Source organism: Pseudomonas sp. Sample_21, assembly GCF_004307525.1.
Classification (GTDB): domain Bacteria; phylum Pseudomonadota; class Gammaproteobacteria; order Pseudomonadales; family Pseudomonadaceae; genus Aquipseudomonas; species Aquipseudomonas atacamensis.
Map to the genome: position 1 here is coordinate 1 of NZ_RCNZ01000063.1, position 26814 is coordinate 26814.

Annotated in this window: 25 protein-coding genes and 1 pseudogene; 9 read left to right on the forward strand and 17 right to left on the reverse strand. The window is 59.9% G+C overall.

Annotated features, from left to right (window positions below):
* The 6 genes and pseudogenes from D8U71_RS10295 to D8U71_RS10320 form a co-directional block, all read right to left on the reverse strand.
* Positions 1-445 (reverse strand): annotated as a pseudogene (locus tag D8U71_RS10295) (hypothetical protein); the annotation flags it as partial.
* On the reverse strand, positions 436-1668 hold the full coding sequence (locus D8U71_RS10300) for an oligosaccharide flippase family protein (protein ID WP_125927274.1): 1233 nt from the start codon (positions 1666-1668) through the stop codon (positions 436-438). The pseudogene D8U71_RS10295 and the gene D8U71_RS10300, both read right to left, overlap by 10 nt.
* The gene (locus D8U71_RS10305) at positions 1665-2777 is read right to left on the reverse strand and encodes a polysaccharide pyruvyl transferase family protein (protein ID WP_041477306.1); all 1113 of its coding nucleotides are present in this window, start codon (positions 2775-2777) and stop codon (positions 1665-1667) included. Before D8U71_RS10305 ends, D8U71_RS10300 begins: the two co-directional genes overlap by 4 nt.
* A gap of 15 nt (positions 2778-2792) precedes the next feature.
* Positions 2793-3875: a glycosyltransferase gene (locus D8U71_RS10310; protein ID WP_016775464.1), complete on the reverse strand. Its 1083-nt coding sequence runs from the start codon at positions 3873-3875 to the stop codon at positions 2793-2795.
* Between the two features lie 40 nt (positions 3876-3915).
* A complete protein-coding gene (locus D8U71_RS10315; RefSeq protein WP_130887715.1) occupies positions 3916-6138 on the reverse strand; it encodes a polysaccharide biosynthesis tyrosine autokinase in 2223 nt (740 codons plus the stop codon).
* A 39-nt stretch (positions 6139-6177) separates the two neighbouring features.
* The gene (locus D8U71_RS10320; protein ID WP_041477312.1) at positions 6178-6618 is read right to left on the reverse strand and encodes a low molecular weight protein-tyrosine-phosphatase; all 441 of its coding nucleotides are present in this window, start codon (positions 6616-6618) and stop codon (positions 6178-6180) included.
* Positions 6619-6907: 289 nt separating this feature from the next.
* Between D8U71_RS10320 and D8U71_RS10325 the strand changes: the two genes are divergently transcribed.
* Together D8U71_RS10325 and tal are read left to right on the forward strand one after the other, a co-directional pair.
* On the forward strand, positions 6908-7864 hold the full coding sequence (locus D8U71_RS10325; RefSeq protein ID WP_130887716.1) for a cellulase family glycosylhydrolase: 957 nt from the start codon (positions 6908-6910) through the stop codon (positions 7862-7864).
* Positions 7865-8066: 202 nt separating this feature from the next.
* Positions 8067-8993 carry a transaldolase gene (tal, locus tag D8U71_RS10330; protein WP_016775468.1) on the forward strand — a complete coding sequence of 309 codons (927 nt, stop codon included), beginning with the start codon at positions 8067-8069 and terminating at the stop codon, positions 8991-8993.
* A gap of 197 nt (positions 8994-9190) precedes the next feature.
* On the opposite strand, the gene rssC is transcribed toward tal, so the two are convergent.
* The 3 genes from rssC to D8U71_RS10345 all read right to left on the reverse strand — a co-directional run bounded on the left by rssC (position 9191) and on the right by D8U71_RS10345 (position 11889).
* A complete protein-coding gene (gene rssC, locus D8U71_RS10335) occupies positions 9191-9673 on the reverse strand; it encodes an anti-sigma factor antagonist RssC (protein ID WP_130887717.1) in 483 nt (160 codons plus the stop codon).
* Entirely contained in the window at positions 9673-10854 is a 1182-nt protein-coding gene (gene rssB / locus D8U71_RS10340) for a two-component system response regulator RssB (protein WP_024013622.1), read from the reverse strand. The genes rssC and rssB overlap by 1 nt, the downstream gene beginning before the upstream one ends.
* Positions 10855-11199: 345 nt before the next feature.
* Positions 11200-11889, reverse strand: a complete 690-nt coding sequence (locus D8U71_RS10345) for a VacJ family lipoprotein (RefSeq protein ID WP_016775470.1) — start codon at positions 11887-11889, stop codon at positions 11200-11202.
* A 199-nt stretch (positions 11890-12088) separates the two neighbouring features.
* Between D8U71_RS10345 and D8U71_RS10350 the strand changes: the two genes are divergently transcribed.
* Complete coding sequence (locus D8U71_RS10350) at positions 12089-12709, forward strand: HAD family phosphatase (RefSeq protein ID WP_130887718.1); 621 nt, start codon at positions 12089-12091, stop codon at positions 12707-12709.
* A gap of 108 nt (positions 12710-12817) precedes the next feature.
* Positions 12818-13081, forward strand: a complete 264-nt coding sequence (locus tag D8U71_RS10355; protein ID WP_016775472.1) for a DUF4404 family protein — start codon at positions 12818-12820, stop codon at positions 13079-13081.
* Positions 13082-13240: 159 nt separating this feature from the next.
* Here the strand turns inward: D8U71_RS10355 and queF are convergent, their stop codons facing one another.
* A complete protein-coding gene (queF, locus tag D8U71_RS10360; RefSeq protein ID WP_130887719.1) occupies positions 13241-14071 on the reverse strand; it encodes an NADPH-dependent 7-cyano-7-deazaguanine reductase QueF in 831 nt (276 codons plus the stop codon).
* Positions 14072-14132: 61 nt separating this feature from the next.
* Positions 14133-14666, reverse strand: coding sequence for a cupredoxin family protein (locus D8U71_RS10365; RefSeq protein WP_130887720.1), 534 nt, complete (start codon positions 14664-14666; stop codon positions 14133-14135).
* A 166-nt stretch (positions 14667-14832) separates the two neighbouring features.
* Here D8U71_RS10365 and D8U71_RS10370 point away from each other — a divergent pair, with 166 nt between their 5' ends.
* Positions 14833-15513 carry a heavy metal response regulator transcription factor gene (locus D8U71_RS10370; RefSeq protein WP_071173049.1) on the forward strand — a complete coding sequence of 227 codons (681 nt, stop codon included), beginning with the start codon at positions 14833-14835 and terminating at the stop codon, positions 15511-15513.
* Positions 15513-16859, forward strand: coding sequence for a heavy metal sensor histidine kinase (locus D8U71_RS10375; RefSeq protein WP_130887721.1), 1347 nt, complete (start codon positions 15513-15515; stop codon positions 16857-16859). The genes D8U71_RS10370 and D8U71_RS10375 overlap by 1 nt, the downstream gene beginning before the upstream one ends.
* A gap of 39 nt (positions 16860-16898) precedes the next feature.
* Here D8U71_RS10375 and D8U71_RS10380 read toward each other — a convergent pair whose 3' ends face one another.
* The 3 genes from D8U71_RS10380 to D8U71_RS10390 form a co-directional block, all read right to left on the reverse strand.
* Positions 16899-18143, reverse strand: a complete 1245-nt coding sequence (locus tag D8U71_RS10380) for a lipoprotein-releasing ABC transporter permease subunit (RefSeq protein ID WP_024013627.1) — start codon at positions 18141-18143, stop codon at positions 16899-16901.
* 63 nt (positions 18144-18206) lie between these two features.
* Positions 18207-18890: a lipoprotein-releasing ABC transporter ATP-binding protein LolD gene (lolD, locus tag D8U71_RS10385; protein WP_016775477.1), complete on the reverse strand. Its 684-nt coding sequence runs from the start codon at positions 18888-18890 to the stop codon at positions 18207-18209.
* Positions 18891-18897: 7 nt separating this feature from the next.
* Entirely contained in the window at positions 18898-20148 is a 1251-nt protein-coding gene (locus D8U71_RS10390; RefSeq protein WP_024013629.1) for a lipoprotein-releasing ABC transporter permease subunit, read from the reverse strand.
* 94 nt (positions 20149-20242) lie between these two features.
* On the opposite strand from D8U71_RS10390, the gene D8U71_RS10395 reads away from it, so the two are divergent.
* Both D8U71_RS10395 and D8U71_RS10400 read left to right on the forward strand, forming a co-directional pair.
* Entirely contained in the window at positions 20243-20824 is a 582-nt protein-coding gene (locus D8U71_RS10395; RefSeq protein WP_016775478.1) for a PilZ domain-containing protein, read from the forward strand.
* A 14-nt stretch (positions 20825-20838) separates the two neighbouring features.
* Entirely contained in the window at positions 20839-21561 is a 723-nt protein-coding gene (locus D8U71_RS10400) for a glycerophosphodiester phosphodiesterase family protein (protein ID WP_008087738.1), read from the forward strand.
* A 42-nt stretch (positions 21562-21603) separates the two neighbouring features.
* On the opposite strand, the gene sthA is transcribed toward D8U71_RS10400, so the two are convergent.
* Both sthA and D8U71_RS10410 read right to left on the reverse strand, forming a co-directional pair.
* Positions 21604-22998 (reverse strand): Si-specific NAD(P)(+) transhydrogenase, encoded by a 1395-nt coding sequence (sthA, locus tag D8U71_RS10405; protein ID WP_016775479.1) that lies wholly within the window; start codon positions 22996-22998, stop codon positions 21604-21606.
* 201 nt (positions 22999-23199) lie between these two features.
* Positions 23200-24246 carry an FAD:protein FMN transferase gene (locus D8U71_RS10410; RefSeq protein WP_130887722.1) on the reverse strand — a complete coding sequence of 349 codons (1047 nt, stop codon included), beginning with the start codon at positions 24244-24246 and terminating at the stop codon, positions 23200-23202.
* Between the two features lie 75 nt (positions 24247-24321).
* Between D8U71_RS10410 and D8U71_RS10415 the strand changes: the two genes are divergently transcribed.
* The gene (locus tag D8U71_RS10415) at positions 24322-25620 is read left to right on the forward strand and encodes an MFS transporter (protein ID WP_016775481.1); all 1299 of its coding nucleotides are present in this window, start codon (positions 24322-24324) and stop codon (positions 25618-25620) included.
* A 172-nt stretch (positions 25621-25792) separates the two neighbouring features.
* Here the strand turns inward: D8U71_RS10415 and D8U71_RS10420 are convergent.
* On the reverse strand, positions 25793-26814 hold a 1022-nt coding region (locus D8U71_RS10420), incomplete at its 5' end, for a glyceraldehyde-3-phosphate dehydrogenase (protein ID WP_130887723.1).

Sequence of the window (26814 nt, forward strand, 5' to 3'; positions counted from 1 at the left end):
TGAGCAGAATGCTCAACACCGCCACCGACACGATGATTTCCTTGGTCAGGTTCTCGAGGAAAAACGAGCGCACGATACCCCACAGGCACAGGGTGCCGAAAATGGTCAGCGGCATGCGCCGAAACACCACCACCGGAATCGCCGTGAGGAAGAAATTGCAGAACATGCCATAGGCCCAGGCATTGGTCAGGTTGATCCCAGTGGGCCGCAGCAGGAACGCTGAACATTCGTAGGACGAGCGATCCGGTGAGAACGGATTCCAGAAATTGCAGTTGTCGGCACGCGCATACGACGACCACAAGGTCATCGCATCCGGCCCCGGATCACGCGGCACCAGCAACGGCATCGCCACTGACAGAAACAGCCCGGTGAACAGAATCAGAAAAGAAATCGACGAATCGAATTTGCGCCCACGAAACTCGATGCGCGGCAGTTTCAGGCCCATGACAGCGCAGCCTTTTTCGCGCCGGTGACACGGGTCAACACTGCAATCACACTGAGCTGCACGACGATGGCGAAAACATTGCCCCACGCCGCGCCATAGATCGAGTAATGCTTGATCAGCACATAGCTGACCGGCACTGAAATCAGCAGGCAGAGCGCCGCGCTGGCCAGCGACACCCGGCTGTTTTTCGAGGCAATCAAACCGCCCCAGACGATGTCGCCGATCGCCCGCAAAGCAAAGGAAAAGATCAGCACCGCGAGGAGCGCGTTATCCGGGCGCGGCACGCTGCTGGCGACGTAATCGAGCAGCACATTGAAAAACACATAGATCGCCACGGCCACAACGGCGGAAACCACCAGCGAGCGCATCACCCATTTGTTGACGAACAGTTGCCTGACCGTGAACGCCTGCTGATCGGTCTGGAAACGCTTGGCCAACACCGGAATACCGACCACCGCCACCACCGCATACGACAACGCCTGCAAGGTGTTGGCCGCCGACCACGCATACACATATTTACCGAGGCTGGCGTAGGGCTCGAGGTCGATGATCAGAAAGCGCTCGGCGTACTGACTCAGGGCGATCAGACCGGTGCCGAGATAGAACGGCAACCCGGCCTTCCACACCGTCGCGGTGTCCAGCGGCGCGGCTTCGCGGCCCTTGTGCACATTCACCACGATCAAATAACCGGCGATGATCACCAGCACGTTGGCGGCGACCCACAGCCACAACACACTGGCGATGCCCTCGACCCAGCCGAGCACCATGCCGCCCACCGCCAACACCGCCCAGAGGCCGGTCTTGATGAAGAACAGCAGGGCACCGGCGGTGGCTTTCTGCGCAGAAAACACGAAGGAATTGATTTCGAACGACAGGTGCTCGGTGAGCAGCACCAGCGTCACGCACAGGATCAACGTGGCGGTTGCTTCCACCGACTGGAATAGCGAATAGATCAGCACCGTCAGCACCGACAACAACAGCCCCACCGCCAGATACAGCAGCAGAACCTTGTCGACCACCCGCCGCGAACTGCCGCCGACGCTGATCAGCCGGTTGATTTCGGAACTGAAGCCGACGCTGTAGAACTTCGACGCGATCAACGACGCTGCGACCACCACACCATAAAAACCCAGCGCCTCGTAGCCGAGGTAATGGGTGATGGCCAACACCAGCAAGAACTTCGCGCCCAAGGCTCCGCCGCGAAGCAACAGCCGAAATATCATCGAACGACACCCTTGATGATTTCGTCCATGGCCACGGTTTTCGCTTCGATTTCGCGGCAAGTGTCGGTCAGGCGCTTGCCGAAATCCGCCAGCGCATTCGGTGCGTAAACGGTGTTGATGATGGTGTCGACGTCGATGTCGCCGCCGTTGATCACCCAGTCCTCGACACCCATGTCCTGATAGGCGCCAAAGCCTTTGCGCTCGTAGCTGATGTGATACGCCGGCACGCCGGAGAGCAGCGATTCGATGGCGCCGTGCAGACGCACCGAGATCACCAGGTCCGGTTGGTACTTGGCAATGGTTGCCTTCAGCGACAGCAGATCTTCGTTGATGCCCAGCTCGCGGTAGAACGCGCCGTCATCGTTGCCACGTACGGCGCTTTGCACGGCGCAGACCACTTTGCTTTTGTTCTTCAGACGCTGCAGCAGCAGTTTCAGATTGGCCACGTAGGCGACCTTCTTCTCTTTGCTCCACTCCGGCGGCTTGCGCAGCACCACGCAGACTGTCGCCGGCGAGGCGGCGCAGCGGGTGAATTTCGGTTGCTGAAGAATCTTGCTCGCCAGCGACTGCACCGCCAGATCCGGCGCGCGGTAGACGTTTTCGCAAGCGTCAAAAATCGCCGAGGAACGGTTGTCACGCACGAACACCGCATCGGCGCTGGCGTAGTGTTCGACGATCTTGCTGCTCTCGCCGTGGAACGGGCCGATGCTCTGCGGCAGGTACACCGACGGCACTTTGCTGAGAATCGCGGTTTCCAGTTGCTTGGCATGGCCGAGCTTCAGCTTGATGTGCTCGAAGGCGCTTTTCGAACGCATGTAACCACCGCCAACGCCGACGATCAGATCGGTCTTCTTCAGCAGATCGGCGAGCCCGGCGTAGGACTGATTGAGAAACACCGCTTGCTTGACCCGGCCCAGACCTTTGGCCGCCATCACCGGCGCATCGAAACGCGGGTGCGGCAGATAGTTGAACGACTCAGGGTCGGACGCCACGACACTGATCGCGGTGTCGTCACCGAAGTTACGCTGCACCAGAGCAATGGCCAGATCGACGAGCAGACCGTCACCGGAGTTGGACGCACTGTAGCCATGCAAAATCGTTACGTTCATAAGCTTGAGTTCTACTTAATAAGTGGGAGCGTGATACAGGTCGTAGGTCTGGCGGATCATCAACGCGGCGCTGAAGCGTTCGCGGACAATGCTCCGGCCTTCGTTGCCGAGGTCGAGCAGGCGCGGCTTCTGGATGATCGTCAAAACATCGGCCAGCGCCTGGTGATCGCCGGACGGAAACACGTAGCCGGACACTTCGTTGGTGACCAGTTCCGGCAGTGAAGTGCAGTTGCTGGCAATCACCGGCAGCCCCATGGCCATGCCTTCCAGCGGCACCATGGCAAAGCCTTCCCAGCGACTCGGCACGATCAGCGCATCGGCTTTCTGATACAGCGCCTGCACTTCACTCGGGGTCACCCACGGCAGGTACTCGACCGAATCCATCGGCGGGCACTCGACCGAGTCTTCGTTGACCGCACTGCCAACCACCGTCAGTTTGAGGTCGTTGCGATTGACCTTGGCGTAGGCCTTGAGCAGCACGTCGAAGCCTTTCTGGTAATCCAGACGCCCGACGAACAGCAGATGAATCGGCTCGGCGCCAGCGCTTTTCGGTGCGTCGTCCTTGTGATGAATGCCGTTGTAGATCAGCTTCATGCGCTTGCGCTCGATGCCGAAACGCGCGGCTTTATCCAGCTCGTACTGGCTGACGCAGATGATCACGTCGGTGACTTTCTGCAGCACGCGCTCGATCCACGCATAGACCTTCTGCTTGGTCGGCGAGCTTTCCATCAGGAACGAAAACGCATGCGGGCAGTAGACGATTTTCGGCTTGCGCCATGGTCGCAACAGCACACACACAACACGGCCGATCACCCCGGAAAAGGTGCTGTGCAAATGCACCACGTCGGGTTTTTCCTTGAGCAGCACCTGGCTCAGACGCCAGGCGAAACGCAGCAGCGACGGCACGTTGCGACCACTGCGCGGGAAGGTGCGCACCTGCTGCGGGGCGATGCCGTGCAGCTCCTTGGCCTGATCCTCGGGTACCAGATAGACCAGTTGATAATTCGCTGCGTCGTCTTCGGGGGATGCCGAGATCGTGCGGATCACCGTCGCCACGCCACCTTTGATCGTCTCTGCCACGTGCAGTATTTTTTTCACAACTCACCCACTTCAAACAGGAAAGAACAATCGGCAACCATCAGGATTTGTCGGACGCGTATTCGTAGTTGTAATAGCCCGTGCCGCCGTAATAGCTGGCCGCACGCTTCTCGACGCCGTTGAACACCGCGCCTTTCAACTCGATGCCGTTCTGGGCGAAGCGGCGAATGGTCAGTTCGATCTCTTTGGCCGGGTTCACGCCGAAGCGGGTGACGATCAGGCTGATGCCGGCCTCGCGACCGACGATGGCGGCATCGGTCACTGCCAACAGCGGCGGCGTGTCGATGATCACCAAGTCGTAGCGCTCGCTGAGTTCTGCCAGCAGTTCGCGGAAGTTGGCGTGCATAAGCAATTCGGAAGGATTGGGCGGCACTTGCCCCCGGCTGATGAAATGCAGGTTGTCGACTTCGACTTTGTTGATCGCCTGCTCAAGGGTGCAGCGCTTGACCAGCAGGTCGGACAGACCGTTGCTGATCGGCGTGTTGAGGGTTTTGTGCAGATGCCCTTTGCGCATGTCGGCATCGATCAGCACCACGCGCTGGCCGCTGAGGGCCATGACCGCCGCAAGGTTGGACGAAACGAAGGTCTTGCCGACCTGCGGGCTCGGCCCGGAAATCATGATGCGGTTGTTGGTCGAATCGAGCCCGGCAAAGTGCAGGCAGGTGCGCAGGCTGCGGATCGATTCGATCGACAGATCGGTCGGGTTGCGCAGCGCCAGCAGGTACGCCGGCTTGTCGACGCCGTCGCGGGCGCGGCCCTTTTTGTTGTCCTCTTCTTCCTGCAAGGCGCTGTAGGGAATCGACGCATAAACCGGCAGGCCCAACTGCTCGATGCCTTCCGGGCCTTCAAGGCCTCGGCTGAGGGATTTGCGCAGCAGCACCAGGGCCACGCCGACAAACGCGCCAAGCAATGTCGCGATCAGCACGATCAGTGGTTTTTTGGGTTTGATCGGATTGGTCAGGTCGACATCGGCAGTGTCGATCAGGCGCACGTTGCCGACGGCCCCGGCGCGGACGATGTCGAGTTCTTGGGATTTGTTCAGCAACTGCGTGTAGATCTGCGAAGCCACCTCGACGTCGCGGGTCAGGTTGAGCAATTCCTGCTGGGTGGCCGGCAAGTCCTGAACCTTGCCTTCGAGGGATTTCTGCTGCTGGGTCAATTCGCCGATCTGCGTCATCAAGGCGCGATAGGCCGGGTGCTGTTTGGTGAACTTGCGATCGAGTTCGGCCTGCTGCATTTTCAGCTCGGAGATGCGCGTTTCCAGCGCCACCGACTGGCCCAGCACCGACTGGGTTTCCAGCGAGATGTTCACGGTCTTGCCGTGGGTCTGGTAGGCATTCAAGGCGTCGCTGGCCTTGGCCAGATCACGCTTGACCTGGGGCAACTGGCTTTGCAGAAACGCGAGGCTCTGCGCAGCTTCCGCCGAAGTGCGCCGTACGTTTTGCTCGACGTAGAGCGAGGCGATCTTGTTGAGGATCTTCACCGCCTCGGCCGCGTCCGAGCTGGCCAGCGCCAGACGAATGATCCCCGACTCCTTGCCCTGTTCGGAGATATCCAGCGCGTCCTGATAGCCCTGGATAGTCACGATGCGTGGATTGCGCACTACCTGAAAACGCGTGCCGGGGTTGGCCGACAAGTGCGCGATCTGCCCTTCTACACCGTCATTGGCAAACGCCTCGCCGGCGACGCCTTCGGCGAGCAGATTGTCGTTTTCATCGAATAGCTCAAAACGCTGCTGCTCGCCGGCGATCAGGGTGAGTTTCTTGCCGAGCAGGTCTTTCGGCAATTGCAGCCGAGTGAATTCCAGGCGCTCGCCACCCCAGGCATAACTGGTCAAACCGAAACGCGGCGGCGCGACGCTGGTCTCGCTGTCACCGCGATAGCGCCGTGAGAGAAAGCCGCCGATCAACGGGAACGTGTTGGGGGTGACGTCGATATCCAGGCGCAGGTCGTCAACGGTTTTGCCGATCACCGCGCGGGATTTGATGATGCCGATTTCGGTCACCGACGGCGATTGCCCGCCGAGCATGCTGTTGAGGTCGGAGAAACCGAGCATGTCGTTCTTTTTCGGTTCGACCTGCACCAGCGCGTTCGCCAGGTACACCGGCGTTGCCAGAACCGCATAGGCGACGCCGGTGACCATGAAGGCACCGGTCAGCGCGCCGATCAGCCACTTCTGGTCGATCAGGCTGCCGAAGATGCCGAGCAGATCAATACTGTCTTGATCATTGTCGCGGGTGCCGATTACGGACGGTAACTGCATAAGTCTGTTCTTACCATTTACTGTTCTGAAGAAGATTCATCAATGCCCGAGACGCTTTGCCCATGAACTAACAGCATCTTCAATCAATGCGTGGGCATGAATAAACGCGGCTTTGCCTTGACGATACGGATCATGTATTTCGCGCTCGCTCTGCCACTTGCCGAGCAGAAACACTTTGCCTCGGGCGTGCGAGGCAATCTTCAGCACTTGATTGACGTGGGTCTTTTCCATGACCAGGATCAGGTCCGAGTCATTGACGATGTCCGAGGTCAGTTGCCGCGCCTTGAAGGCCTCGGCGCAATGCCCGTGCTCTTCGAGAACCTGCCGCGCCGAGGCCTCCACGCCCTCGCCCACGCGGGCGGACAGGCCGGCTGAGGACACGGTGATGGCGGACTGGCCCAGCGCGTTGCGCAGCAGCAGTTCAGCCGTCGGACTTCGGCATATATTGCCCACGCAGACAACGAGGATCTTTTTGAACAAGTCTTGCTTTCCTGTGTAATATCAAACAGCCAACATGCCGTGAAAGTTAATGAACCCTCTCGACTTTCCTGCACTCAGAAATAGCTTCGCCCTGTTAGTACAGGAACATTAAGTACCACAGCGTTTTAAGCCGCCCCAACCACAATTAGCGGACTAAAAATAACTGTGATTTTCAGTTGCTGTTTTCCTGACAAAAAATAACATTCGCGCACTTAGTGCCATCACCGTTATCGGAAATTGAGTAACGGGACAAATATTCGTAGTTGTCATTCTCTTCAGGAGAGCAGACATGAAAACAGCACAGCGCAATAAACTCGCCGCCCTCGCCCTGATGGCGCTCGGTGCCGCCAGCCAGGTTCACGCCAGTGAGCTGTTCCCCAACCTTCCAGCAAAAACCATCGGCGTGCAGGTGAAAATCCAGAGCTTCACCGCCGCCGATGCCGCGCAAATCAAGGCCGCAGGCTTCAGCTTTGTGCGCTTCGGCGTGTGGAGCGACAGCCTCACCGCCAAGACGTATCAGAAACAGGTCAGTGACGCCTTCGCCGCCGCCGCTTCCGCCGGGCTGCCGGTGCTGCTGACGGTGCGCGCAATCAAGGCACTGCCGGCCACTTCGCCGGAGGAGCTGAACGCCGCCGGCGGTAAGTTCGCCACCACCGTGACCGGGCTGGAAAAAACCTGGAGTTCGCAATTGGTGGCGATCGAAATCTGGAACGAGCCGGACCTGGAAACCTATTGGCCGACGCGCAATTTCGATACCACCTTCGTGCCGTTCATGGCTGGCATGTGCAAGGCCTTCGAAGGTCAGCCGCAGACGACACCACGGGTCGGTTTCGGCTTCGCCCGCCCGCCAAGCGCGGGCTCGGCGTCGACGGTGGCGATGAAAAGTATCGTCAGCGATTACCCCAAATGCCTGAACGCCGTGTCCTATCACCCTTACGGCATGACCGCCACGCAGATCAGCAACGCACAGACCTTCATCCAGCAGAACTTCAATCTGCCGGGGGTCATCAGTGAATGGGGGGTTTCGGCCCTCGCCTCCAACGGTGGTCCCGAGGGGCAAGCGACCAAGATCAACGCGTTTATTACCGACGTTAAACGCCTGAATATTCCCCTGACGTCTATCTATGAATGGCGGAACAGTGATTCCGGCAGCAACGATCGCGAGAAGAACTTCGGCTTTCTCACCTCTGACGGCCAGCCAAAACCGGCGCGCTTGTCGGTAGAAGGTCTGTTGAACGCTGAGTAAGCCTTGGGCAACCGGTCTGTTCACAGGTCGGTTGCTTTGAACCTGTGGGCTGTTTTGGCATCGTATTCAGCGACACCGCGCCCCACCTTTCAAACAATCGTTTTCAGGTTGTTGCCGCAGGGGCCATCGATCCACGAATGCACCCTTGAGTGCCCGTCAGCGCTCGGGTAATGTCTTCAGACCCATAGGATAGAGCACGCCCATGACTTCCAAGCTGGAACAACTCAAACAGTTCACCACCGTGGTTGCCGACACCGGCGACTTCGAAGCGATCGCCCGAGTCAAACCGACCGATGCCACCACCAACCCTTCCCTGCTGCTCAAGGCTTCGGCCATTCACGGTTACGCCGAACTGCTGAACGATTGCGTTCGCGACTGCAAGGGCGATGTCGGCCTGGCCAGCGACCGTTTCGGCGTCGCAGTGGGCAAGGAAATTCTCAACGTGGTTCCGGGCCGCATCTCCACCGAAGTGGATGCGCGCCTGTCCTTCGACCAGGATGCGATCCTCAAGCGTGCGCATCGCCTGATCGAGCTGTACGACAAGGCCGGCGTTGGCCGCGACCGCGTGCTGATCAAGATCGCCTCGACCTGGGAAGGCATCCGCGCCGCCGAGATTCTCGAGAAGGAAGGCATCCAGACCAACCTGACCCTGCTGTTCTCCTTCGCCCAGGCCGCCGCCTGCGCCGACGCCGGCGTGTTCCTGATTTCACCGTTCGTGGGCCGTATCTACGACTGGTACAAGAAGGCCAACGGCAACGACTACACCGGCGCCGATGATCCGGGCGTGCAGTCGGTGACGCGCATCTACAACTACTACAAGGCCAACGACTACAAGACCGTGGTCATGGGCGCGAGCTTCCGTAACATCAACCAGATCGAACAACTGGCTGGCTGTGATCGCCTGACCATCAGCCCGGAACTGCTGGAGAAGCTGGCCGCCGATACCGGCAAGCTGGAACGCAAACTGGCGCCGGGCAATGCCGGTGAAGCGCGTCTGAGCCTCAACGAAGCGCAATTCCGCTGGTTGTCCAACGAAGACGCAATGGCCACCGAGAAACTGGCTGAAGGCATCCGTCAGTTCGCCCGCGATCAGGAAAAACTGGAAGCGTTGCTGCAGGCCAAGCTGTGATTTGAGTTTGTAGAATGCAAAAAGGGCGAACCTTCACAGGTTCGCCCTTTTTCATTCTGCATTGAGAGGCGCGTTGACCGAACTGAAACCTTCGCGAGCAAGCTCGCTCCCACAAGGGGATTTGTGATCGAACTGATCCAGTGTGGGAGCGAGCTTGCTCGCGAAGAGGCCAGCCCAGACACCATCAATTCATGAGATCAGTGTCCTTCCAGGGCATTGACCAGATCATGAAACGCTTCACGATTGGAATCGTTCAGGCCCATGAGAATCTTGTGCGCTTCCAGCACCTTGATTCGCACCACTTCTTCGGATTGGTCCTGATCCGGCAGGTCGTCCAGGCACTCCGGGCACGGCACCGGGTGGTTGACGATGTTGAACACCTGCTCGAAGCCCATCGACTGCAAAAGCCGAGTGATGTCTTCGTGGGTGGTGACAACCGTCGGCAAAAGGCCGACCTTCTGCCGCGACAGGATCGACAGTTTGGCCAGCAGGCCGAGGGTGGTGCTGTCGATGCTGCGGGTTTCGGTCAAATCGATCACGATCGCGTTGAAATTCAGCGCGGTGAAGATTTTCTCAATAGTCGCATCCAACGCCGAACACAGGGTCAGGCGAACTTCACCGACGAACTTCAAGACGAAGGTGCCGTCCTGCTCGGCGAACTGGATTCTACCGGTACTCATTAAAGATTCCTGCTCAACACCAACAGGGCGATATCATCCGGCATCTCCCCTAGCGTGGCCAAACCAAACACTTGCCGCAGACCATCCAGGCTGCCGCCCGCTGACTTCACCCGTTCGGGCAAAGCAGCCTCTTTTTCTTTGAGCGTTGCTTCCGGCAAAAGGTCCAGAATGCCATCAGACATCAGCGTCAGGCTGAACGTCGGCGGCAGCTCAAGCACGTGGTCTTCGTAGGTGGCTTCATTGAAAAGGCCCACCGGCAGGCCACGGCCTTCGAGATAACGAACACTGTCAGGCGTGTACAACACAGGCAAAGGCAGATGGCCGCCAATGCTATAGGTCAACAAACCGGTCTCCTCGTCGATGACTCCACCGACCATTGTGACGTGTTTACCCAGCTTACAACTGATCAGTCCCCGGTTGATATGACCGAGCACTTCCGAAGGCTTGAACTCCGGCAAGGTACCGCTGCGTTTCGATTCGAAGAGCAAACGCGTGGTCATGAATTTCAACAGCACGGTGACGAAGGCTGATGACGCGCCATGCCCGGAAACATCCGCCAGATAAAACGCGACCCGGCGCTCGTCAACGCGGAAATAGTCGACAAAATCACCCGACAGGTACAGCGACGGGATGATCTGGTGGGCAAAATTAAATTCGTCAATGCTCCACGGGCTTTCCGGCAGCATGTTCATCTGCACCTGGCGACCGGCGTTCTGGTCTTCCTGGAGCAGGTTCAGGCTGGCTTCGAGCTCGCGGTTGGCCTTTTCCAGCTTCTCGCTGTAGCGCTGGTTTTCCAGCAGCAGTCGCGCACGATCCAGGGCCCGACGCACGGAGTGCTCGAGCACAGCCAGATCTTCGAGAGGCTTGATCAGGTAATCCGCCGCGCCCAGGCGCAGGGCCTCGACCGCGTCGTTCATCACCCCGGCACCGGAGACCACGATCACCGGCGTATCGGGTGAGCGCTCGGTGACCTGACGGATCAGTTCGAGACCGCCCATCTGCGGCATGCGCAGATCGCAGATGACCAGATCGGGCTCGTCTTGCTCGAATACCTGAAGACCCTGTTGACCGTTGCCGGCCTGCAGGACGCTGAAACCACTGTCTTCCAGATAGGCCGCGAGGCTCGCGCGCACTACCTCGTCATCATCGATTATCAGCAGCGTGGCACTGGTTTTTGGCATGTGGGCAAACGGCGCCAGAATTAGGTTGGCGTAGTGAGCGGGGCATCGGCCCTGCGCAGACTACTGGATTCGCTTTCTAGCCTCTCTGTTGCAGCGCTTTCAAGCATTCGCCTGGCGCGCGGTTTTAAACAGAGGTGCCCTTCTAAGGCGCAGACGGTACTCCCATCCGCAGAGCGTTTCAAGCATGCGCCGATTGTCGCTTGACGACTTTGTTTGTCAAATCACCGGGAGTTATAAGAACCGCTCCAACGGTAACCCGATGGAAGGTAGTGGCAGTCGCAGGCGACGCTCTGGCGCGGACAAAAAAGGCGACCCGAGGGCCGCCTTTTTCATCACCGGTCGAAATCAGAAATCGTCTTCGACCTGACCGTCCTTCACCTTGAACTCGCGGTTCTGCAGGTAAGCGTTGCGGATGAAGGTGTATTTGTCGCCGCTGATCAGCTTCTCGCTCGACAGCAGGCTGGCGCGGGTGTCGACGATGTTCAGGCCGAAGATCGAGTTACGCGTCGGCACGTGGTCGATGTAGCGGTACGCGCCGGTGAAACTGTCGACATATTTCGACGGTGCGTCACGCAGGGTGCTCGGCCCCATCAGCGGCAGCATCACGTACGGGCCGCTGCCCACGCCCCAGTAACCGAGGGTCTGACCGAAGTCTTCGTCGCTGCGGTTCAAGCCCATCTTGGTGCCGACGTCGAAGAAGCCGAGCAGACCGAAGGTGGTGTTGAAAATCAGTCGGGCGGTATCAACGCCCGCTGCAGCCGGTTTGGCCTGGAGAATGTTGTTCGCCAGGTTGGTCACGTCACCGACGTTGCGGAACATATTGTGAATGCCGTCTTCAACGAACTGCGGGGTGATGAACTCATAACCCTGCGCCAAAGGCTTCAGCGCGTAAGTGTCAACGAAGTCGTTGAACTGGAAAATCGGCCGGTTGACGCTTTCCCAAGGGTCTTCTTCGGTGGCCGCCTGGGTGGCGAACGGCGCCAGCAACAGGCTGGCACATACACTTAGCTGAGTGAGCGAAGGGCTCCAGCGCATAGAAAAACTCCTTGGATTTGATACTGGCGCGGACCTCTCGGCCCAAGCATTAAGGCCGCTAGTATAAGCATAAACGGCGATTTGGGCAGTGCGCCGCTGCAAGGATATGCAGGAAGTTTCCTACGCAGGCTTTCACCCGCCTGTCATGCAACTGTCACCCGCGCGCCCTAGTCTTGAGCGTTATTTCAGGGACGTTGCCATGACTCACGCCGAAACCTTGCCCGTCGCCGCGCCCGGCCTGACTGCCGTGCTGTTCGGCCTGAGCGGTTGCCTGGTGGATTTCGGTGCCCGTGCCGCGCAAGAGCTCAACGCCCAGCCGGAACATGCCAAAACTACACCCGGCGCACTCGATAGCCTGAAAAGTTTGCAGCGCCAGGGAATTCCCTGCGCGTGGCTCGACGAATTGCCCGCTGCCCTCGCTCAGCCACTGGCCGCCTCGCTGCCAGACTGGATCAAACCGACGCAACATTCAGCAACAATGAATCCATGGCCAGCGCCCAACGCGTGCTGGCAGGCGTTGATGAGTTTGAACATCGACCGCCTCGACGGCTGCGTGCTGGTCAGCGGTGAGCCGCGCCTGTTACAGGCCGGTCTGAATGCCGGGTTATGGACGATTGGCCTGGCGTCCTGTGGCTCGCTATGCGGCCTCAGCCCGAGCGAGTGGCAGGCTTTGTCACAAAAGGAACGCGAAAAGTTGCGCGGCAAGGCAACCGTGCAGTTGTTCGGCCTGGGTGTGCATTCGGTAATCGATCATCTCGGCGAACTGGACGCCTGCCTCGCAGACATCATCCTGCGCCGCGCCAAAGGCGAAAAGCCCTGATCGGCGTCATGCAGGTTTACCGAGAGTGGATTAATCTAAAGGTCAGCCATAGACCTTTGGCGCGTGGCTGCGGTCAATGCCAGTGCCTATTGATAAAAGGAAACCACCATGCCCGCCCAAGAACTGCAAAAACAGCTCGATACCCTGCGCGAGCAGCTGGAACACAATCCACCGCTGTCGGAAGCCGAGCGTGAGGATCTGCATGCGCTGATGGCGCAGATCGAATCGGAAATCCAGCTGGAAACTGCCACCCAGGACGCGAGCATCGCCGACGGCGTGAACCTGGCGGTCGAGCGCTTCGAAGTCGAACACCCGGCGATCGCCGGCACCCTGCGCAATATCATGAATACGCTGGGCAGCATGGGCATCTGACGCCCCGCCGCACAAAAAAGCCCTGCCAGCGATGGCAGGGCTTTTTCATTTGCAAAATGTGCATGCAAGCCCTTGTGGGAGCGAGCCTGCTCGCGAAGGCGTTCGTGTCAGTCGACATCATCGTCGAATGAACCACGGGATATCGCACATTCCGTTTCTTTATTGACGTACGAGCCGGTGATTCGGCAGCTGCACCTCTTCAGTGCTGCGATACGGGTTGATATCCAGCCCACCCCGGCGCACATAGCGCGCAAACACTGTGAGTTTCTGCGGCTTCAACAACCGCTGCAGATCAAGAAAAATCCGCTCAACGCATTGCTCATGGAAGTCCGAATGCTGGCGGAAGCTGACGATGTACTCCAGCAGGCTGGCGTGATCCAGCGCGGCGCCGCGATATTCCACTACCACGCTGCCCCAGTCCGGCTGGCTGGTCACCGGGCAGTTGGATTTGAGCAGGTGGCTGTGCACGCTCTCTTCAACGATCCGCGAAGCATCGCAACGCAGCAGCTCCGGACGCGGGTGTTCATAATTGCTCACGCTGATATCCAGATCGTCGATGCACACGCCCGGCAACGCCACCACGCCTTCAGCTTCCACGTCTTTCAGACTGCGCACCCGCACGCCCACCGGTTTGCCGGCAGCGGCGGACAGATCCTTGACCAGCGTCGCTTGCAATGTCGCGACGTCGGCGAACGGCGTCTGGTTCAGCGAGTTGAGGTAGAGCTTGAACGACTTCGATTCGATGATGTTCGGCGAGTCCGCCGGAATGCTGAATTCAGCGATCGCCACCACCGGTTTGCCCGACGGCAGCAGCCACGACAGCTCGAAGCAGTTCCAGAAATCCACGCCTTTGTACGGCAGGGTTTCGGCGGTCAGGCCCAGCTCGGCCCATTTCGCGGTACGCGGAATCGGGAACAGCAGGGATGGCGTGTAAGTGGCGATGTATTCGCTGGATTTGCCCAGCGGCGAATGTTCGGCTGCGGGATGCATGGCGGAAACCTGACTGAAGAATCAGCGGATTCTACCAGCCTTTGCCCGCGCCTTTGAGTGCTTACTGACTGACTGTCAGTTTGCCAACCATGCCGGCCTGATAATGCCCGGGGATATTGCAGGCAAACTCGAGCGCCGTGGCCTTGCTGAAAGTCCAGGTCAACTCGGCGGTTTTGCCCGGCTCGACCAGCACGCTGTTGAGGTCGTCATGCTGCATGCCATGGCCCATCGCCGCGTGATCCATGCCTGCCATGTCGTGGGACATTTCTTTCATGCCGGTAGGCGTGAGCATGCCGCTTTGCTGCATCTGCAACATTTCCTGCTGGTGACTGGCATGCATCGCCGCATCACCGAGGTTGAATTCGTGCAGCAACTGGCCTTTATTCACCAGCACAAAGCGAATCGTCTCACCGGCCTTGACCTGTATGGCTTTCGGGTCGAAGTTCATGTCGCCCATGACGACTTCGATAGTCCGCGTGGCCTGGCTCGCCGCTGCCGGCTGGCCGAAGGCGAAGGTGTGCACCGGTGTCGCCCAGGCTGGCGTACTCAATCCCAGCAGACAGGCGGCTATTTTCAGCGAGGTGCGCAAAAACATGGTCGTACTCCAACAAGAGAAGGTTCAGCCTGTGGGAAACTCTAACCACCCAGGACTGGCATCGACCTGACAGGCAGATTACAACTTTGTCAGCTTGGCGCTCATCGCCGGATCTCACGGTATAACGCCTTCGCCCTTCCAAATACCAACCCCGCCCGAGTCGCCCATGAAACTGTTGATCGTCGAAGACCAAGCGAAAACCGGCCAATACCTGCGTCAGGGCCTGACCGAGGCCGGATTCAATACCGAGCTGGTGGCTGACGGGATCAGCGGCCAGCAATTGGCCTTGAGCGGCGACTACGCGCTGTTGATCCTCGATGTAATGCTGCCCGGGCGCAGTGGCTGGCAGATTCTCCAAGCGGTGCGTAGCGCCGGCCTCGACACGCCGGTACTTTTTCTCACCGCCAAAGACGCCGTGGAGGACAGGGTCCACGGCCTCGAACTGGGCGCCGACGATTATCTGGTCAAGCCGTTCGCCTTTTCCGAGCTGCTCGCGCGGGTGCGCAGCCTGTTGCGGCGCGGCAGCGCGATCGCCCAGGAAACCAGTCTGCAACTGGCCGATCTGCGCCTGGATCTGATCCGCCGCCGGGTCGAACGCAGCGGCCAGCGCATCGACCTGACCGCCAAGGAGTTCGCCCTGCTGGAAATGCTCCTGCGCCGTCAGGGTGAAGTCCTGCCCAAATCGCTGATCGCCTCGCAGGTCTGGGACATGAATTTCGACAGCGACACCAACGTCATCGAAGTGGCGATACGCCGCTTGCGCCTGAAGATCGACGATGACTTCCCCAACAAGTTGATCCACACCGTGCGCGGCATGGGTTACGTGCTCGAAGAGCGTTCGCTGTGATGCGTCGTTGGTCATTGAGCACGCGCCTGGCACTGTTGTTTGCCGCTTGCACTGCGGTGGTCTCGCTGTTCGCCGGGGTGCTGTTCGACCGCGCCAGCGAGGCGCACTTCATCGAACTCGATCAGCAACAACTGGAGACGAAACTGATCGGCCTGCGCCGCGCCTTGCAGGATCTCCAACCTGCGCAGCGCGAGGCGCGGCTGGCCGATGAACTCAACCGGCAGGCGGATCTGTCGTTGCGCATCACCAGTGGCGACGGGCAGCACTGGTACGACAGCTCGGTGCAGATTCCGAAGAATCTGCCGCTGCAAACAGGCCTGTCGACCATCAGCCATGACGGCACCGACTACCGCGTGCTGCGCGCCCCGCTCTACCCGGACGCAGCGGATTCGCCACAACTGACGCTGCTGCTGGACATCACCCATCACCAGCATTTTCTTACGCGCATGCAGCATCTGATCTGGCTGACCGTCGGCCTGTCAGCGCTAGCTACCGCCCTGCTCGGGGCCTGGGCGGCGCGCAGCGGTCTGCGCCCGTTGCGGCGGATGAGCGCAGTGGCCCGTGGGATTTCCGCGCAATCGCTGAATGCCCGACTGCCTGAAGAGAAGATGCCACCAGAGCTTGCGGAAATGGCCCACAGCTTCAACGCCATGCTCGCACGCCTCGACGACTCGTTTCAGCGCCTCTCGGCATTCTCCGCCGACATCGCCCATGAGCTGCGCACACCGTTGTCGAATCTGCTGACCCACACCCAGGTCACCCTCACCCGCCCACGCGCACTGGAGGACTACCGCGAAGCGCTGCACAGCAACCTCGAAGAACTGCAATGGATGGCGCAACTGGTCAACGACATGCTCTATCTGGCCAAGGCTGACCACGGCTTGCTGATGCCCAAGCGCGAACCACTGGAGCTGGCGGATGAGGCCGACATGCTGCTGGAGTTTTTTGCGCCACTGGCGGAAGACGCTGGTGTGAGCTTGAGCCGTGAAGGTGAGGCGCAAATCGAAGGTGATCGCGGCATGTTGCGCCGGGCCTTGTCGAATCTGCTGGATAACGCGCTGCGGTTTACCCCGGCCGAGGGTTATGTGCGCTTGAGCATCGTCGACGAGGGGGAGACCGTGCGCGTCTGCGTCGAAAACAGTGGCGAGGGGGTTTCAGCGCAATTACTGCCGCGTCTGTTTGACCGCTTCTATCGAGCGGATCCGGCGCGGCAGGAAGGTAGCAGTGAGCATGCGGGGTTGGGTCTGGCGATCACCCAGTCGATCGTGCGGGCACATGGCGGGACGATTCATTGCGAATCTGAAGCGGGTTGGACGCGGTTTGTAATCGAGTTGCCTCGGACCTGATCGTTCCCACGCTCTGCGTGGGAACGAGCATGGAGTCGCTTACGAATATCTCAGCGCATGCGCCGGTTCGATCTTCGCCGCCCGCCACGCTGGATACACAGTGGCCAGGAAGCTCAAAATGAATCCCGCCGAGCAGATCAACAGCACATCCCCACCCTGCAGTTCCGAAGGCAGGTTGCTGACGAAATACACGTCCGAACTGAAGATATGCTGGCCGGTCACGCGCTCGACCCAGCCGACCAGTTCGCTGACATTGAGCGCCGCAATCACGCCCAGCACGCCGCCAATGATGGTGCCGACAATACCGATCACCGTGCCCTGGACCATGAAGATCGCCATGATCTGCCGGGGCGTAGCGCCGATCGTGCGCAGGATCGCGATGTCGGCGCCCTTGTCGTTCACCACCATGATCAGCGTCGCAATGATGTTGAACGCCGCCACCGCGACGATCATCAGCAACAGCAGGCCGATCATGGTTTTTTCCATCTTCATCGCGCTGAACAGGCTGCCCTGGGTGTGGGTCCAGTCGTCAGCCTTGAAGTCAGCGCCGAGGCCACCGGCAATGTCCGCAGACACCTTCGGCGCCGCGTACAGGTCCTTGACTGCCAGCCGCACGCTCTGCACCTGATTCGGCTGCCAGTGCTGCATGGTCGCGGCATCGGCGACGTGGATCAGGCCCATCGAGCCGTCCAGCTCGGCGCCGACCTTGAACACGCCCACCACATTCAGGCGCTGCATGCGCGGGGTGATACCGCCCGGCGCGGTGCTGACTTCCGGGACGATCAGAGTGATCTTGTCGCCGACATTGAGGCGGAAACGCCGCGCGGTGATTTCACCGATCACCACACCAAATTCGCCCGGCTTCAAGGCATCGAGACGGCCCTGGACGATGTGCTGGGCAACGATCGACACCTTGCCTTCCTGGGCCGGATCAACGCCGCTGATCTGAATCGGCTGCATCGAACCCTTGTAGGACAGCATGCCTTCCATCTCGGTGAACGGCACGGCGGCAGTCACTTCGGGATTTTTCATCGCGGCGGCGGCCACCGGCTGCCAGTCATCGATCGGCTTGACGCCAACGATGGTGGCATGGGGCACCATGCCGAGGATGCGCGAGCTCATCTCGCGCTGGAAGCCATTCATCACCGACAGCACCACGATCATCGCCAGCACGCCGAGGGCGAGGCCGATCATCGAGGTCATCGAAATGAACGAAACAAAGCGATTGCGGCGCTTGGCGCGGGTATAGCGCGTGCCGATGAAGATCGATAACGGTCTGAACATTCGCTGGGGCACCGTATAGAAATAAAAGACCCGGCGCCGTTACGGGCGCCGGGTTTCAGCCAGTCAGATGGGAGTGAGGCAACCTTCCTGCAACTGCAGGACGCGGTCCATCTGGCGAGCCAGGTTCATGTCGTGCGTCACCACCAGAAACGCCGTGCGCATCGAAGTGCTCAGCTCCAGCATCAGATCCTGAATGCCTTCGGCGGTGTGCAGGTCGAGGTTGCCGGTCGGCTCATCGAGCATCACCAGCCCCGGGTTGTTGACCAGGGCACGGGCGATGGCCACGCGCTGACGCTCGCCGCCGGACAGTTCCGCCGGTTTGTGTTCCAGACGATGGCCGAGACCGACGCGCTCCAGCAATGCCGTGGCACGCTGACGCGCCTCAGGGATGGCGGTCTTGCCGATCAGCAGCGGCATGCAGACGTTTTCCAGCGCGGTGAATTCCGGCAGCAAATGGTGAAACTGATAAACGAAACCAAGCGCGCGATTGCGCAGCAGGCCACGCTTTTTCTCGCTCAACGCAGACAGTTCTTCACCGTCGAGCCAGACGCTGCCCTTGCTTGGCGTATCGAGACCGCCGAGCAGGTTGAGCAAGGTACTTTTGCCGGAACCGGATTTACCCACGATCGCCACACGCTCGCCTGGGTGCAACTCCAGTTGCAGGCCGGCCAGCACTTGTACCGACTCCGGACCCTCCTCGTAGGATTTGCCCAGATTACGGCAGCTCAGAATTGCTTGTTCACTCATGCCCGACTCACTCATAACGTAACGCCTCCGCCGGCTGGGTGCGCGCGGCACGCCAGGCGGGATACAGGGTGGCGAGGAAACTCAGGACCAACGCAGCGGCGCAGACCATGACGACGTCCTGGCTCTGTACCTGCGAAGGAAGATAATCAATGAAATACACGTCAGCATTAAGAAACTTGTGGCCGATCAGCCCTTCAAGCGCCGAAATGGCCGCACTGACATTCAGTGCCGCGAGGATCCCGACCACCGCGCCGATGGCCGTGCCGACCACGCCGATTACCGTGCCCTGAACCATGAACGTGCGCATGATCGTGCCCGGTGTCGCGCCGAGGGTGCGCAGAATGGCGATGTCGCCCTTCTTGTCGTTCACCACCATCACCAGCGTGGAAATGATGTTGAACGCGGCGACGGCGACGATCAGCAGCAACAGCAGCCCGATCATGGCTTTTTCCATGCGGATCGCTTGATACAGGTTGCCGTGGGTGCGCGTCCAGTCGCGGGCGTAGTAACGATCTTCGCCGAGCTGCTGGGCAATGTTCCACGCCTCGCGCGGCGCCTGGAACAGGTCGTCGAACTTCAGCCGCAGGCCCTGCACCTGATCGGCTTTCCAGCGGTGCATTTTCGCCAGATCCTGCAGATTGGTCACGCCGAGGTAGCCGTCGAGCTCACCGGCGCCGACATGGAAAATCCCGACCACGGTGAAGCGCTTCATGCGCGGGAACATCCCCGCCGGGGTCACGCTGACCTCCGGTGCGACAAAAGTAACCTTGTCGCCGATGCCGACGCCGAGCTTGGTCGCCGCCTTGTCGCCGATGACGATGCCGAAGCTGCCCGGTGTCAGGTCGTCGAGTTTGCCCTGCTTCATGAAGTTGTCGATGATCGACACATTGCGCTCGAGCGCAGGATCAATGGCATTGAGCAACACCTTGGAAACCTGACCGTTGTTGGTCAGCAGGCCCTGCATCTGGGTGAACGGCGCCACCGCCGTCACCTGCCGGTTCTGCTTGACCTTGTCGGCCAGGCTCTGCCAGTCATTGATCGGCTCGCCGGTCTCGAGAGTAGCGTGGGGCACCATGCCCAACACGCGGGTGCGCATCTCATGATCGAAGCCGTTCATCACCGAGAGCACGACGATCATCACGACCACGCCAAGGGCGAGCCCGATCATCGAAGTCAGGGAAATGAATGACACAAAATGATTGCGACGCTTTGCACGGGTATAACGCGTGCCGATAAATACGAAGAGAGGTCTGAACATGTCGGGGCTTGTTCGGAGGGAAAAGGAACGTCCTTGTGGCGGGGGTCGAAAACCAGCTTTACACTCAGACCACCGCCGCTACCATGGGTTCGCCATGTCGACATTAGATGAAGAAGATCGCCGCGAATACTACCGTATCGAGGACACGATCGCACTGGAAATTCGGCCCCTGTCCGCTCCCGAAGCCGCAGGCCAGGAAGTGTTGCAGGATGCATCCCCACTCTTCAACCTGCTCAGCGAACTGCACCTGAGCGAATTCGAGTCGCAGCACCTGTTGCGGCAGATCAGCGAGCGCGACCGCGCCATCGCCGCGTTTCTCAAATCGCAGAACAAACGCATTGACCTGCTCAGCCAGGTGATCGCCCTGACCGTGCTCGGCCACATCGGCGAGCCGCAGCCAGTGATCATCTCCGAGGGCGGGATCGACTTTCAGTACCCGACCCCGATTGCCACTGGCGCACACCTGTCGGTGAAACTGGTGCTGATGCCGCAGGCACTCGGCCTGCTGCTGCGTGCCCGGGTCACCCATTGCGATCCCAAGGGGGATGGGTATGACGTCGGCACCGAGTTCGAGCGTCCGACCGATGCCCAGCGCCAATTGCTCGCGCGCTACATCTTGCAAAAGCAGGCTCAGGAACGCCGTCTGGCCCGCGAACAGAACGAATCTGGCATTTAACTTAAGGAAGCACCGTGACCCTCATCTACGGCCACCGCGGCGCCAAGGGCGAAGCACCGGAAAACACCCTGAGCAGCTTTCAGGAATGCCTCAAGCACGGCGTGCGCCGCTGCGAACTGGATCTGCACCTGTCCAAGGACGGCGAGCTGATGGTCATCCATGACCCGACCCTCAAGCGCACCACCGACCGTCGCGGCAAAGTCGTCGAGCACACCGCTGCCGAGCTGGTCACCTACGACGCGCGCAAGGGCGGCCCGGGCTGGATCAAGCCGTGCCCGATTCCGACGCTGGAAGAGTTGTTCGAGCAATGTGATTTCGAGCACTGGCAGCTGGAAGTCAAAAGCGCATCACGCACCCGCGCGGCGACTACCGTGCTGGCGATTCGGGAAATGGCTCAGCGCCACGGCCTGCTCGACAAGGTGACGATCACTTCGAGTTCGCGGGAAGTCTTGAAGGCAGCGCTGGATCTGGTACCCGACGTATCCCGTGGCTTGGTGGCCGAATATGCCTGGCTCGATCCGCTGAAAGTCGCGGCGAGCTACGGTTGCGAGATTCTCGCCTTGAACTGGACGCTGTGTACGCCGGAACGCCTGCAGAAGGCGCAGCGTCAGGGCCTGCATGTGTCGGTGTGGACCGTCAACGAGCCTGCACTGATGCGCAGACTCGCCGACTTCGGCGTTGACAGCCTGATTACAGACTTTCCCGGTTTGGCCACTGCCACCCTTGAGAATTGCTGAAATCGGTCTCCCCGGCCGGCTCAGGCCACCGGCCGGAGCCCGTCAAAAAAGCCGGTTGAGGCCGTCGTACGCCGCGACCCGATAGGCTTCGGCCATGGTCGGGTAGTTGAACGTGGTGTTGACGAAATACTTCAGGGTGTTCAGCTCGCCCGGCTGGTTCATGATCGCCTGACCGATGTGAACGATCTCCGACGCCTGATAACCGAAGCAGTGCACGCCGAGCACTTCCAGCGTTTCGCGGTGGAAGAGGATCTTCAGCATGCCTTGCGGCTCACCGGCAATCTGTGCCCGCGCCATGCTCTTGAAGAAGGCCTTGCCGACTTCGTACGGCACTTTCGCCTGGGTCAGCTCCTGCTCGTTCTTGCCGATCGAGCTGATCTCCGGAATGGTGTAGATGCCGGTCGGCACGTCATTGACGAAGCGCCAGCTGCCATTGTCGACGATGCTGCCAGCGGCGGAACGACCCTGGTCATGGGCGGCACTGGCCAGGCTTGGCCAGCCGATCACGTCACCGGCACCGTAGATGTTCTCCACGCAGGTGCGGTAGTTCTGGTCGACTTCGATCTGGCCACGGCTGTTGACCTTGACCCCGATGTTTTCCAGACCCAGCGTGTCGGTGTTGCCGGTACGGCCGTTGCACCAGAGCAAGGCGTCGGCCTTGATCTTCTTGCCGGATTTCAGGTGCAGGATCACGCCGTTGTCCACGCCTTCGACGCGGTCGTACTCTTCGTTATGACGCACGGTGATGTTGTTGTTGCTGAAGTGGTAGCTCAACGCCTGGGAAATTTCCGAGTCGAGGAAGCTCAGCAACTGGCCACGGTTGTCGACCAGCTCGACCAGCACACCCAGACCACTGAAGATCGATGCGTATTCGCAACCGATCACACCAGCGCCGTAAACGATCAGTTTGCGCGGGGTGTGGCCGAGGCTGAGGATGGTGTCGCTATCGTAGATACGCGGGTGGTGGAAATCGATGTCCGCCGGGCGATACGGACGCGAACCGGTGGCGATGATGATGTGCTTGGCCACCAGTTTTTCCACCACACCGTTGCCGCAGACCACTTCGATGGTTTGCTCGTCGGCGAAGCTGCCGGTGCCGAAGAACACGTCGACGCGGTTACGGGCGTAGTAGCCGGTGCGCGATGCGACTTGTTTGGAAATGACTTTTTCGGCGCTTTTCAACACGTCCGGGAAGGAGAACCAGCGTGGCTCGCCGATCGCGCGGAACATCGGGTTGGTGTTGAACTGCATGATCTGCCGCACCGAGTGACGCAGTGCCTTGGACGGGATGGTGCCGAGGTGGGTGCAGTTGCCGCCGACCTGGCGACGGCTGTCGACCATCGCGACCTTGCGCCCCGCTTTGGCGGCGTTCATTGCCGCGCCTTCTCCCGCCGGGCCGGAACCCAGTACCACCACGTCGTAGTTGTAGACAGCCATGCGTACTCCTCAGAACAGGCCGCGGTGCCAGCAGCACCGGCGGCTAAATCACGCCGAACGGCGGCGCGAAGGAACAATTGGGGGCCAGTGAAGAACCCGGACACAGTCTATAGAAGCGTCAACGCCGCGCACATTAACCCTTGGTCGCGTCGTAGGCTACTTTTGCCTGCACTACAACGCCAGCTTTCGTCTTGTCTTCGGTCAGTTTTTTTCACCGACAAGCTGCGCAAATGCCTGACTGCTGCGGGTGACGAAACCTGTATCGGCACGCAGGACAAAGAATGCAGCAATGTCATGCTTTTGGGCATAGTCCCGCGCCCTTTCCGGCCCGAGAATCAGCAACAGCGTCGATAGTCCATCGGCCATCAACGCTGAAGGATGAATCACCGTGACTGACGCCAGATCATGTAGGACCGGTCGCCCGCTGCGTGCATCGAAGGTGTGGGAATAACGCCGACCGTCCTGCAGAAAATAATGGCGGTAGTCACCGGAGGTGGACACGCCGTAGCCATCGACATCGATAATCCGCTCGGCTACTTGCTGGTCATCGCGAGGCTCTTCGAGAGCGATGCGCCACGCTGAACCATCCGGCTTCTTGCCCCGGGCTTTGAGTTCGCCCGTGGCTTCGACCAGATAATTGTCGATGCCCATGCCCTGCAATCTGGCGGCGATGGCATCCACGGCGTAACCGGCGGCAATACTGTTGAAGTCGACTTCGACGGCGGCGTCCTTGCACAACTGCTCGCCGTCGATGCGCAGATGCTGATGACCGACTCGCTGCATGACCTCGGCCACAGCGGCCGCATCAGGGATCTTTTCTTCGCGTCCTTGCGGGCCGAATCCCCAGAGGTCCAGCAGCGGTTCCACGGTCAGGTCGTAGGAGCCTTCGCTTTGCGTTGAAAGCTGTTCGCCGATGCGGACCAATTCGAGCACCGCTGCCGGCATGGCTTGGCAGCTATCGGCGGGCAAGGCGTTGAAACGTTCGATGGCGGAGTCACTTCGGTAAGTCGACAGCTGTTGATCGACTTCACCGAGGATGGCCTGCACTTCGCCGCGCACCCGCGCAGGATCGGCGCCCCCGGCGTGGCGCACGTACTTGACCGACCAGGTGCTGCCCATGGTCGAGCCACCGACCTGTTCCAGGGAGTCGCCGTTGCCGCAGCCAATCAAAGCCGCCGCCAACACCACAGGCCCCAACCAGCGTCCAGTTAACAATTCTTCATCTCCCCGCAAAACCACGGCGGCCATTATGAACTACAAGCGCCCGCTCGCTTCCCCATGGCTGCAACGCCTTTATACAAAATTGAACAGTGAGTACCTCCCATGTCCTCCACCACGGGCAAAGGCAAAGCGATCTTTCGCGTTGTCAGCGGCAACTTCCTCGAAATGTTCGACTTCATGGTCTACGGCTTCTATGCCACGGCCATCGCCAAAACCTTCTTCCCCACCGACAGCGCCTTCGCTTCGCTGATGCTGTCGCTGGCGACCTTCGGCGCCGGCTTTCTGATGCGCCCGCTGGGGGCAATTTTCCTCGGCGCCTATATCGACCGTCACGGACGGCGCAAAGGGCTGATCATCACTTTGGCGATGATGGCCGCCGGTACGGTGCTGATTGCCTGCGTGCCCGGTTACGCGACGCTCGGCGTCGCCGCACCGCTACTGGTGTTGTTCGGCCGCCTGCTGCAAGGCTTCTCGGCGGGCGTGGAATTGGGCGGCGTGTCGGTGTATCTGGCGGAAATTTCTACGCCGGGGCGTAAAGGCTTTTTCGTCAGTTGGCAGTCCGCCAGCCAACAGGCAGCCGTGGTGTTCGCTGGCTTGCTCGGCGTTGCTCTGAATCACTGGCTGAGTCCGGAGCAAATGGGCGAATGGGGCTGGCGCGTGCCGTTTCTGATTGGCTGCATGATCGTGCCGGTGATTTTCTTCATCCGTCGCTCGCTGGAAGAAACTCCGGAATTCCAGGCGCGCACCCACCGCCCTACCCTCGGCGAAATCGTCCGCTCGATCGGCCAGAACTTCGGCATCGTCATTGCCGGCATGGCGCTGGTGGTGATGACCACGGTTTCGTTCTACCTGATCACTGCCTACACGCCGACATTTGGCAAGGCTGAGCTGCATCTGTCTGATCTGGATGCGCTATTGGTGACCGTATGCATCGGCTTGTCGAACTTCTTCTGGCTACCGGTGATGGGCGCGGTATCCGACAAGATCGGCCGAAAACCCTTACTGCTGGCAGCGACGATTCTGGCGATCCTCACGGCGTATCCGGCGCTGTCGTGGCTGGTGGCGAACCCGAGCTTCAGCCATTTGCTGATTGTCGAACTGTGGCTGTCGTTCCTTTATGGCTCGTACAACGGCGCGATGGTGGTGGCGCTGACCGAGATCATGCCGGTGGAAGTGCGCACGACCGGTTTCTCGCTGGCGTACAGCCTGGCGACGGCGACGTTCGGCGGCTTTACCCCGGCGGCGTGTACCTACCTGATTCATGTGCTGGACAACAAGGCAGCACCGGGGATCTGGCTCAGTGGCGCGGCGGTGTTGGGGTTGATTGCGACGTTGGTATTGTTCCGTGGCAACCGGCATGAGTTGCGCACGGCGCAGGCTTCGGTAGCCAGCGGCGCCTGACAGAATGCTTTCGCGAGCAGGCTCGCTCCCACAGAAGATTGTGAACGACACTGATCCAGTGTGGGAGCGAGCCTGCTCGCGAAGAGGCCGGCAAGGACACAGAAGATCCAACAGGCCCACAAACAAAAACGCCCCGACAAAATGCCGGGGCGTTTTCATTCAAGCCTGAGGCTTAGCGCGGGAACGCTGGCGGATTCACATCAGCCATGTCTTCCATTACGCGAACTACCTGGCAGCTGTAGCCGAACTCGTTGTCGTACCAAACGTACAGAACGACGCGGTTGTCCTGCACGATGGTCGCTTCAGCGTCGACCACACCAGCGTGACGCGAGCCAACGAAGTCGGTCGACACCACTTCCTGCGAATTGACGAAGTCGATCTGCTTGTGCAGCTCAGAGTGCAGCGCCATGTAGCGCAGGTACTCGTTCATCTCTTCACGGGTGGCGGCTTTCTCAAGGTTGAGGTTGAGAATGGCCATCGACACGTTCGGCGTCGGCACACGGATCGCGTTACCGGTCAGCTTGCCGGCCAGCTCAGGCAGAGCCTTGGCAGCAGCGGTAGCGGCACCGGTCTCGGTGATTACCATGTTCAGCGCGGCGCTGCGGCCACGACGATCGCCCTTGTGGAAGTTGTCGATCAGGTTCTGGTCGTTGGTGTACGAGTGAACGGTTTCGACGTGACCGTTGATGATGCCGAACTTGTCGTTGACCGCTTTGAGCACCGGCACGATGGCGTTGGTGGTGCAGGAAGCAGCCGAGACGATCTTGTCGTCAGCGGTGATTTCACCGTGGTTGATGCCGTGAACGATGTTCTTCAGCTTGCCCTTGCCAGGCGCGGTCAGAACAACGCGGTCGATGCCCGGGCACGCCAGGTGCTGACCCAGGCCATCGGCGTCACGCCATACACCGGTGTTGTCCACCAGCAGCGCGTCTTTGATGCCGTACTGGGTGTAATCCACCTCGGTCGGGTTCTTCGCGTAGATCACCTGGATCAGGTTACCGTTGGCGGTGATGGTGTTGTTTTCTTCGTCGATGGTAATGGTGCCGTTGAACGAACCGTGCACCGAATCGCGACGCAGCAGGCTGGCGCGCTTGGTCAGGTCGTTCTCGGCGCCTTTGCGCACGACGATGGCGCGCAGACGCAGGCCGTCGCCACCACCGGTTTTCTCGATCAGGATGCGCGCCAGCAGACGGC